Origin of the sequence: Stenotrophomonas maltophilia (genome assembly GCF_047782825.1) — a bacterium.
Classification (GTDB): Bacteria; Pseudomonadota; Gammaproteobacteria; order Xanthomonadales; family Xanthomonadaceae; genus Stenotrophomonas.
On the sequence record NZ_CP180589.1, the window covers coordinates 2,872,659 to 2,882,500 of the forward strand.

Here is a 9,842-nt window from a genome sequence, read left to right on the forward strand (position 1 = left end):
ACGCCGTATGCGAGTATCACCCAGAGCCGTTAATGAAACAATAACAGCCACGGGGCTTTTCCCCTCGCTAAACATGAACAGGCGTCTCCCCCGCCGGAAGCCCACGCACGCTAGGCTAGCGCCATGTTCGTCTCCCTTCCCTCGCGCAAGAAAGCGACCCTGCGCTGGGCCACACCCGTGCTGTTTGCGGCACTGTGGCTGGCCTTCCTGTGGTCGATCTCGCGCCCGGGGGATGCCCGCAACAGCCTCTGGCTGGACTGGGGCGCCCTGTCCACCGGCCTGACCCACCCGCTGGACTGGTGGGCGACCCTGCAGGACGGCAGCGTGCTGCGGCTGTTCACCGCCCTGTTCCTGCATGCGGACTGGTCCCATCTGCTGGGCAACCTGGTGTTCCTGCTGATCTTCGGCCTGCCCGCCGAGCGGGTGCTGGGGCCTTGGCGGCTTCTGCTGCTGTTTCTGGTGGGCGGCGCGGTGTCCAACCTGGTGGCCATCTACACCATGGGCAGCCCCGACCAGATCATCATCGGCGCCAGCGGCGCGGTGTCGGCCATGATCGGCGCCTACCTGGCCCTGTTCCCCGGCGCGCGCCTGGGGGTGGTGATCCCGCTGGGCCTGTTCCTGGAATTCGTGCGTGCCCCGGCCTACCTGCTGATCGGCGTCTGGGCGGCGCTGCAGGTGGTGTTCGCCCATATCGGCCCGAGCTTCGGCATGGTGGCCTGGTGGGCGCACATCGGCGGCTTCCTGTTCGGCCTGCTGTACGGCGTGTACGTGCGCGCCGCCATCGCCCGCAGGCTGCGCAAGCGGCACGGGTTCTGATCTGCTGAAACGCAGTCGAGCAAGCTCGACTCTACCGGCGTCGTAGAGTCGAGCTTGCTCGACTGCAGTTCATCGCCGGGCATGGCCCGGCGCTACCTCAGGGCTTGGCCGGGGTTTCGGCGGGCTTGGCCGCCGGCTTCGCTTCGGGCTTGGACTCTACCTTCGCTTCAGGCTTCGGCGCCGGCTTGGCGGCGGCCTTGGCGGCCTTCTCGGCATCGGCCTTGGCCGCTTCAGCCTTCAGCCGCGCCGCCACCGAACCCGGGTTCTTCAGTTCGGCCAGGGCATCGTTGATCGGGCCGTCGCCCGGCAGCACCGCGCCGGCGTGGTAGCCCTCGGTTCCTTCATCGTCACCGCGCAGGTGGCCCGGCAGGGTTGCCTCGCTGTAATCGCTCAGGCTGGCCGGCAGTGCATCTTCTTCCGGCGTCGCGGCCGGCTTCAGTTCCACGTCCGGCACGATGCCGGTGGCCTGGATCGACTTGCCGCTGGGCGTGTAGTAACGCGCCGTGGTCAGCTTCACCGAATCGCCGTTGTCCAGCGGCAGCACGGTCTGCACCGAGCCCTTGCCGAAGGTGCGGCTGCCGACCACGCGGGCCCGCTTGTTGTCGCGCAGTGCGCCGGCCAGCACCTCGGATGCACTGGCCGAACCGGCATCGGCCAGCACCACCACCGGCGCGCCCTTCAGCAGATCGCCCGGGGTCGCATCGAAACGTGCATCGCTGATGCTGATGCGGCCGCGGGTGCTGACGATGTTGCCCTTGTCGAGCAGGTCATCGGCCACCTGCACCGCGGCGGTCAGCAGGCCGCCGGGGTTGCTGCGCAGATCCAGCACCAGGCCCTTGAGCTGGCCGCCGGCCTGCTTCTGCAGCTGCTGTACATGCTTCTGGAAGTCCGAACCGGTATCGGCCTGGAAGGTGCTCAGGCGGATGTAGCCGTAGCCCGGTTCCAACATGCGGCTGCGCACGCTGGTCACGCGGATCGTCTGCCGGGTCAGGCTGACATCGAACGGCTTGGGCTTGCCGTCGCGCACGATGGTCAGCACCACCTTGCTGCCGGCCGGGCCACGCAGCGGTTCGCTGGCATCGATGGCGCTGATCGGCTTGCCGTCGATGGCGATGATCAGGTCACCGGCAAGGATGCCGGCCTTGGCGGCCGGCGTGTCGTCGATGGGCGAGATGACCTTCATGCTGGCGTTGTCCGGCTGCTGCTGCAGCTCCACGCCAATGCCTTCGTAGGCGCCGTTGGCCTGTTCGTCGAAGGCCTCGGCGTCTTCCTTGTTGAAGTAGGTGCTGTGCGGATCCAGGTCCAGCAGCAGGCCGCGCACGGCCGACTGCATCAGCTTGTTGTCATCGACCGGGTCGACGTAGGCCGCGCGTACCGCGTTGTACACGGCCACAAAGCGGCGGATGTCCTCCAGCGGCACCTTCGAGGTGACCGCCTCCTCGTTGCTCGCTGCCTGGCCGGAGGTATCGGCGGTGGTCGGCGCGGTCTGCTGCGCCCAGGACAGCGCTGGCAACAGGGCCAGCAAGAGGGTGGCGGTACGGGCTGCGCGCATGGATCACTCCTGTCGACGGTGGCATCGTGCCCAAGGCACATGCCCCGATTATGCGCGAAGCGTAGCTAAATTCCCGTTGAATCCGGCCGTATCCACGTCGGCGCGATTCAGCGCCGCTGCAGCCAGCTGTCCGGATTCACCGGTTGCCCGCCGCGGCGCAGCTCGAAGTACAGCGCGGTGACACCCTGGCCGCCGGAATTGCCGACCTTGGCCACCGCATCGCCACGGCTCACGCGCGCGCCGGCATCCTTCAGCAGGGTGTCGTTGTGTGCGTACAGGCTCATGTAGCCGTTGCCGTGGTCGACGATCAGGATCATGCCGTAGCCGGTCATCCAGTCGGAGAACACCACGGTGCCATCGGCCACGGCGGTGACGGTGCTGCCGGCGGGTGCGCCGATCAGCACGCCGCTGCTGGTACGGCCATCGGGCAGCTTGCCGCCGTAGCGGGCCAGCAGGTTGCCGGACAGCGGCCAGCCCAGGCCCCCCACCTTCGGCGCGGGTGCGGACGCCACCGCCGGCGGCACCTTGGTCGGCGGTGCCGGGCGGCCTTCGGCTTTGGCCTGGCGTGCCGCCTTCTCGGCGGCGGCCTTTTCCGCGGCGGCCTTGCGGGCGGCGGCGCGGCGCTCGGCCTCGGCACGGGCTGCAGCAGCACGCAGGTTGGCCAGCAGCGTTTCCAGCGCCTTGGCATCCTGGCCCAGCGCCTGTTCCTTCTCGCTGCGGTCCTTGAAGCGTTCTTCCAGCGATGCCACGGTCTGCGCGCGGTCGCGGCGATCGGCCGCCAGCGTGGCCGCCTGCTGCTTCTGGTCGCGCTGGGCGCCCTGCAGGGTCTGTCTGCGCTCGGCGATCTGCGCCTGCAGCGTCTCCAGTTCCTTCAGGTCGCCGGTGAGGGTGGCGATGCGCTGCGCGCGCTCGCGCTGCAGGTAGCGGTGGTAGGCCAGGGCGCGGTTGGCATCGGCCACCGTGTCCTGCGACAGCAGCAGCTTCAGCGGGGCATGGTTGCCCAGCTGGTAGGCCGCGCGCAGCAGCCCGGCCAGCTCGCGGTTCTGCTGGGCCAGGTTGGCCTGCAGGGTGGCCCGGCGCTGTTCGGCCTCGGCCAGGGCCTGGTTCTGCTCGCGCAGCGCCGTTTCGGTCTGGGCCAGGGCACGGCCGCTGCGGGCGACCTTTTCATCGGCGTCGCGCAGCTGCCGCGAGGCCTGCCCGCGCTGGCCTTCGATCTGCCGGCGTTCCTGGGCCACGCCCTTCAGTTCGGAGCGCAGCTTCTGCAGCTTGCGTTCGGCTTCGCGGGTTGAAGAGGTCTGCGCGCTGCTGGGGACCGGCAGGGCCAGTGCCAAGGCCAGCCCCAGCAACAGGCAACGCCCACCGCGTACAGCGGCAGCGTGATGTCGGCGTGATGGGAAGACGTTGTCGCGCAAGGGCTTTCCAGTGACTTCAGGCAGTTGCAGGGGGTGCCGGGGAATGGTGACATCAACGCACGCGGCCTGCCAGCTGCACAACAACGAGGTCCCCATGAAAACTCTTTCCGTTCCGCTGCTGTTGGGCGTGCTGCTGGTCGCCGGGCCGCTGGGCGCGCAGGACAACATCAGCAAGGTCAATGGCAGCATCAGCGCCGAACCCGGCCAGCGCTACGGCAAGCTGGATACCGTCAACGGCGGCATCCGTGTCGGCGAAGGCGTGGAAACCGGCAGCATCGATACCGTCAACGGCGGCGTGACCGTGGCCGACCGCGCCCGCACCGGCAGCATCGAGACCGTCAACGGTGGCGTGCGCCTGGGCCGCGAAGTCATCGCCCACGGCGATGTCAGCACGGTCAACGGCAGCATCTTCAGCGACCACGGCAGCCAGATCGAAGGCGGCGTGGAAACGGTCAACGGTGGCATCGGCCTGGTCAACAGCCGCGTGCGCAAGGACGTGGAAACGGTGAACGGTGACATCACCGTGGGCATCGGTTCCCAGGTGGGTGGCGGCCTGCACGTGCGCAAGCCGAACTTCAGCGTTTCGCTCACCGCCAGCCGCAAGCCGCGGGTGATCATCGGCCCGAACGCCGTGGTCGAAGGTTCGCTGCTGTTCGAGCGCGAAGTGGTGCTGTACGTGCACCGCAGCGCACGCGTGGGGCCGATCACCGGCGCCGAGCCGATCCCGTTCGACACTGACACCGCGCCGGCGGACTGAGTCCGCCCGCGCTGCAGTACGGGGAATGCTCCCCTTCACCGGCCGCGCCCGGCGCGGTCATCCCTCGTGTATCCAGGAAACGACGATGCCCCGCAAACTCCTCCTGTGCCTGGCCGCTGCGGCCGCGCTCAGCGCCTGCAAAGGCGAACAGACCCCGGCCCCGGCCGCCAGCGCCGATCCCGCACCGAAGCCGGCCGCCCATCAGTTCTCCGCCGACATCAATGCCGCCGACTTCGGCGAGATGGTCAAGACGCTGGCCTCGGACGAATTCGAAGGCCGCGCCCCGGGCAGCAAGGGCGAAGAACTGACGGTCAACTACATCCGCGACCAGATGCAGCGCATCGGCCTGCAGCCCGGCAACGGCGACAGCTGGTTCCAGGACGTGCCGATGACCGAAACCACGGCCGATGAATCGACCGTGCTGAAGATCACCCAGGGTGGCAAGACCACCGACCTGAAGTTCGGCACCGACATGGTGGTGGGTACCCGCACCGGCCAGGCCGAGGTGAAGGTCGACGCCAGCGATCTGGTGTTCGTCGGCTACGGCGTGGATGCGCCGGAGCAGAAGTGGAACGACTACGCTGGCCAGGACTGGAAGGGCAAGACGGTCGTCATGTTCGTCAACGATCCGGGGTTCCACGTCGGCGACGAGAAGCTGTTCGACGGCAAGCGCATGACCTACTACGGGCGCTGGACCTACAAGTTCGAGGAAGCCGCACGCAAGGGCGCCGCCGCCGCGCTGATCGTGCACGACACCGCCGGCGCCTCCTATGGGTGGGATGTGGTGAAGAACTCGTGGGCCGGCCCGCAGTACGACCTGCCGGCCAAGGATGATCCGGATGCCCGCATTCCGGTGCAGGGCTGGCTGAGTGCGGAGGCCGCCAAGGCGCTGTTCGCCGGCGCCGGCCTGGACCTGGAACAGGCCTACAAGGACGCCAGCAAGCGCGGCTTCAAGCCGGTACCGCTGAAGGCCACCGCTGCGGTGGACCTGAAGAGCCAGATCGCGCAGAAGCAGTCGCGCAACGTGGTGGGCGTGCTGCCGGGCAGCAAGCGTGCCGACGAAGCCGTGCTGTACATGGCCCACTGGGACCACCTGGGCAAGCATGAAGGCGAAGAAGGCGACAACATCTACAACGGTGCGGTCGACAACGCGACCGGCGTGGCCGGCATCCTGGAAGTGGCTGAAGCGATGGCCCACCAGGATCCCAAGCCGGAGCGTTCGGTGGTGTTCCTGGCCGTGACCCTGGAAGAATCCGGTCTGCTGGGTTCGAAGTACTACGTGGCCCACCCGACCTTCCCGCTGGACAAGATTGCCGGTGTGATCAACATCGACGCCATGTCGGTGGCCGGTCGTGCCAAGGACGTGACGGTGACCGGCTTCGGCAGTTCGGAACTGGAAGACATCCTCAAGCCGCTGGCCGCTGCACAGGACCGTACCCTGCATGGCGAAACCTCGGTGCAGAGCGGCTTCTACTTCCGCTCGGACCACTTCAACTTCGCCAAGGCCGGCGTGCCGGCGCTGTATGCCGACGGCGGTGAAGACCTGCGCGACGGTGGCGTGGAAGCGGGCCGCAACGCCGCGACCGACTACGGCAACAACCGCTACCACGGCCCGAAGGACGAGTTCGATCCGGCCACGTGGAAGCTGGACGGTACCGTTGAAGACCTGCAGCTGATGTATGGCGTGGGCAAGGAGCTGGCCGGCGGCGATCGTTGGCCGAACTGGTACGAGGGCAACCCCTTCAAGGCGGCCCGCGACGAGATGATGAAGAACAAGGCCCCGGCCCCGTAAAGTCGAGCCATGCTCGACTGATGGGTTTTGAGGTCCAGGCGGCGCCCTACGGGGCGCCGCTTTTTTTGTGCGCGGTGGGCGGGCCATCCACGCATGGCGTGGATCTGCCGGGTTCGCCACCTGTGGGATCCATGGGGTGCGGGCCAGCGGACGGCACTACCGCTTTTCCCCTGCGCAAAGAAAAACCCCGCTGCGCAAGCAGCGGGGTTTTGGGTGTAAACCCTGGCGATGACCTACTCTCGCATGGCTTGAGCCACACTACCATCGGCGCAGCTGCGTTTCACTTCCGAGTTCGGGATGGGATCGGGTGGTTCCACAGCGCTAATTTCACCAGGGAGACGGTTGCAGCAGCGCTTGCAGCGCCAGCTCGCGATCTTGCCCTTGGGGCGGAAGGTACCCGGAAAAGCGATGCCTTCACTTAATAAGAAAAAACCCCGCTGCGTAAGCAGCGGGGTTTTTGGGTATAAACCCTGGCGATGACCTACTCTCGCATGGCTTGAGCCACACTACCATCGGCGCAGCTGCGTTTCACTTCCGAGTTCGGGATGGGATCGGGTGGTTCCACAGCGCTAATTTCACCAGGGAGGCTTTTGGAGAGTCGCACTCGTCCCGGGGGACAAGGCGCCAGCCTCGCATAGTTCTTGTGACGTAGCGTGCACTTGGATGCTCTTACGACGCTGTCGTAAAGCCAAGGCAACTTGAGGTTATATGGTCAAGCCACACGGATCATTAGTATCAGTTAGCTCAATACATTGCTGTACTTACACACCTGACCTATCAACCACATAGTCTATATGGTTCCTTCAGGGGGCTTGTGCCCCGGGAGATCTCATCTTGAGGCGCGCTTCCCGCTTAGATGCTTTCAGCGGTTATCGCTTCCGAACATAGCTACCCGGCAATGCCACTGGCGTGACAACCGGAACACCAGAGGTTCGTCCACTCCGGTCCTCTCGTACTAGGAGCAGCCCCTCTCAAATCTCCAACGCCCATGGCAGATAGGGACCGAACTGTCTCACGACGTTCTGAACCCAGCTCGCGTACCACTTTAAATGGCGAACAGCCATACCCTTGGGACCGACTACAGCCCCAGGATGTGATGAGCCGACATCGAGGTGCCAAACACCGCCGTCGATATGAACTCTTGGGCGGTATCAGCCTGTTATCCCCGGAGTACCTTTTATCCGTTGAGCGATGGCCCTTCCATACAGAACCACCGGATCACTAAGTCCTAGTTTCCTACCTGCTTGATCCGTCGATCTTGCAGTCAAGCACGCTTATGCCTTTGCACACAGTGCGCGATGTCCGACCGCGCTGAGCGTACCTTCGAGCTCCTCCGTTACTCTTTAGGAGGAGACCGCCCCAGTCAAACTACCCACCATACACGGTCCCCGACCCAGATAATGGGCCCAGGTTAGAACGTCAAGCACGACAGGGTGGTATTTCAAGGATGGCTCCGCTGCAGCTAGCGCCACAGTTTCATAGCCTCCCACCTATCCTACACAGACGAACTCAACGTTCAGTGTAAAGCTATAGTAAAGGTTCACGGGGTCTTTCCGTCTTGCCACGGGAACGCTGCATCTTCACAGCGATTTCAATTTCACTGAGTCTCGGGTGGAGACAGCGCCGCTGTCGTTACGCCATTCGTGCAGGTCGGAACTTACCCGACAAGGAATTTCGCTACCTTAGGACCGTTATAGTTACGGCCGCCGTTTACTGGGGCTTCGATCAAGAGCTTCGCCTTGCGGCTGACCCCATCAATTAACCTTCCAGCACCGGGCAGGCGTCACACCCTATACGTCCACTTTCGTGTTTGCAGAGTGCTGTGTTTTTGATAAACAGTCGCAGCGGCCTGGTTACTGCGACCCTCTTCAGCTATAGCTCGCACGAGCCACCAAAAAGGGTGCACCTTCTCCCGAAGTTACGGTGCCATGTTGCCTAGTTCCTTCACCCGAGTTCTCTCAAGCGCCTGAGAATTCTCATCCTACCCACCTGTGTCGGTTTACGGTACGGTCTGCGTAAGCTGAAGCTTAGGAGCTTTTCCTGGAAGCGTGGTATCAGTGACTTCGCCATAAAGGCTCGTCTCGGTGCTCGGTCTTAAAGGATCCCGGATTTGCCAAAGATCCAAACCTACCGCCTTTCCCCAGGACAACCAACGCCTGGTACACCTAACCTTCTCCGTCCCTCCATCGCACTTACGCGAGGTGCAGGAATATTAACCTGCTTCCCATCGACTACGACTTTCGTCCTCGCCTTAGGGGCCGACTCACCCTGCGCCGATTAACGTTGCGCAAGGAAACCTTGGGCTTTCGGCGTGCGGGTTTTTCACCCGCATTATCGTTACTCATGTCAGCATTCGCACTTCCGATACCTCCAGCAGACTTCTCAATCCACCTTCAACGGCTTACGGAACGCTCCTCTACCGCGCATACAAAGTATGCACCCCAAGCTTCGGTTCTGTGCTTAGCCCCGTTAAATCTTCCCCGCAGACCGACTCGACCAGTGAGCTATTACGCTTTCTTTAAAGGGTGGCTGCTTCTAAGCCAACCTCCTGGCTGTCTGTGCCTTTCCACATGGTTTTCCACTTAGCACAAAATTTGGGACCTTAGCTGTGGGTCTGGGTTGTTTCCCTTTTCACGACGGACGTTAGCACCCGCCGTGTGTCTCCCATACAGTCCGTCTCGGTATTCGGAGTTTGCAATGGTTTGGTAAGTCGCGATGACCCCCTAGCCATAACAGTGCTCTACCCCCGAGAGGATACATATGAGGCGCTACCTAAATAGCTTTCGAGGAGAACCAGCTATCTCCGGGTTCGATTAGCTTTTCACTCCTAATCACAGCTCATCCCCGTCTTTTGCAACAGACGTGGGTTCGGGCCTCCAGTACCTGTTACGGCACCTTCACCCTGGCCATGACTAGATCACCCGGTTTCGGGTCTACTGCCCGCGACTATGCGCCCTTATCAGACTCGGTTTCCCTTCGCCTCCCCTATACGGTTAAGCTTGCCACGAACAGTAAGTCGCTGACCCATTATACAAAAGGTACGCAGTCACTCCTTGCGGAGCTCCTACTGCTTGTACGCACACGGTTTCAGGATCTATTTCACTCCCCTCTCCGGGGTTCTTTTCGCCTTTCCCTCACGGTACTGGTTCACTATCGGTCGGTCAGTAGTATTTAGCCTTGGAGGATGGTCCCCCCATGTTCAGACAGGGTTTCACGTGCCCCGCCCTACTCGTCTTCACTGAAATGGCCCTTTCAGATACAGGGCTATCACCTTCTATGGCCACTCTTTCCAGAGTGTTTTCCTAGAACCAAATCAGCTTAAGGGCTAGTCCGCGTTCGCTCGTCGCTACTTACGGAATCTCGGTTGATTTCTTTTCCTCTGGTTACTTAGATATTTCAGTTCACCAGGTTCGCTTCCAGCAGCTATGTATTCACTGCAGGATACCCGCAAGCGGGTGGGTTTCCCCATTCGGACATTACCGGATCAAAGCTTGTTGCCAGCTCCCCGATACT

At 63.2% G+C, this 9,842-nt stretch carries 5 protein-coding genes and 3 rRNA genes (1 of these 8 only partly in view); 3 read left to right on the plus strand and 5 right to left on the minus strand.

What is annotated here, in order from left to right; all coding sequences use genetic code 11:
* Positions 1–123 precede the first annotated feature (123 nt).
* The gene (locus tag ACM2ZB_RS13430; RefSeq protein WP_313442997.1) at positions 124–816 is read left to right on the plus strand and encodes a rhomboid family intramembrane serine protease; all 693 of its coding nucleotides are present in this window, start codon (positions 124–126) and stop codon (positions 814–816) included.
* Between the two features lie 97 nt (positions 817–913).
* Here the strand turns inward: ACM2ZB_RS13430 and ACM2ZB_RS13435 are convergent, their stop codons facing one another.
* Together ACM2ZB_RS13435 and ACM2ZB_RS13440 are read right to left on the minus strand one after the other, a co-directional pair.
* Positions 914–2,368 carry a S41 family peptidase gene (locus ACM2ZB_RS13435; protein WP_416055813.1) on the minus strand — a complete coding sequence of 485 codons (1,455 nt, stop codon included), beginning with the start codon at positions 2,366–2,368 and terminating at the stop codon, positions 914–916.
* 107 nt (positions 2,369–2,475) lie between these two features.
* Complete coding sequence (locus ACM2ZB_RS13440; RefSeq protein ID WP_416055814.1) at positions 2,476–3,780, minus strand: murein hydrolase activator EnvC family protein; 1,305 nt, start codon at positions 3,778–3,780, stop codon at positions 2,476–2,478.
* A 94-nt stretch (positions 3,781–3,874) separates the two neighbouring features.
* Here ACM2ZB_RS13440 and ACM2ZB_RS13445 point away from each other — a divergent pair, with 94 nt between their 5' ends.
* Positions 3,875–4,537 (plus strand): hypothetical protein, encoded by a 663-nt coding sequence (locus ACM2ZB_RS13445; protein ID WP_313442987.1) that lies wholly within the window; start codon positions 3,875–3,877, stop codon positions 4,535–4,537.
* Between the two features lie 85 nt (positions 4,538–4,622).
* Positions 4,623–6,329: a M28 family metallopeptidase gene (locus tag ACM2ZB_RS13450; protein ID WP_416055815.1), complete on the plus strand. Its 1,707-nt coding sequence runs from the start codon at positions 4,623–4,625 to the stop codon at positions 6,327–6,329.
* Between the two features lie 220 nt (positions 6,330–6,549).
* Here ACM2ZB_RS13450 and rrf (ACM2ZB_RS13455) read toward each other — a convergent pair.
* The 3 genes from rrf (ACM2ZB_RS13455) to ACM2ZB_RS13465 form a co-directional block, all read right to left on the minus strand.
* A 5S ribosomal RNA gene (rrf, locus tag ACM2ZB_RS13455) occupies positions 6,550–6,664 on the minus strand.
* A gap of 133 nt (positions 6,665–6,797) precedes the next feature.
* A 5S ribosomal RNA gene (rrf, locus tag ACM2ZB_RS13460) occupies positions 6,798–6,912 on the minus strand.
* A gap of 125 nt (positions 6,913–7,037) precedes the next feature.
* A 23S ribosomal RNA gene (locus tag ACM2ZB_RS13465) occupies positions 7,038–9,842 on the minus strand (it continues 73 nt past the right edge of the window).

Coding starts and splice junctions, on each gene's coding strand:
- ACM2ZB_RS13445 (WP_313442987.1), top strand. CDS start 3,875: ATGAAAACTCTTTCCGTTCCGCTGCTGTTGGGCGTGCTGCTGGTCGCC.
- ACM2ZB_RS13450 (WP_416055815.1), top strand. CDS start 4,623: ATGCCCCGCAAACTCCTCCTGTGCCTGGCCGCTGCGGCCGCGCTCAGC.
- ACM2ZB_RS13430 (WP_313442997.1), top strand. CDS start 124: ATGTTCGTCTCCCTTCCCTCGCGCAAGAAAGCGACCCTGCGCTGGGCC.
- ACM2ZB_RS13435 (WP_416055813.1), bottom strand. CDS start 2,368: ATGCGCGCAGCCCGTACCGCCACCCTCTTGCTGGCCCTGTTGCCAGCG.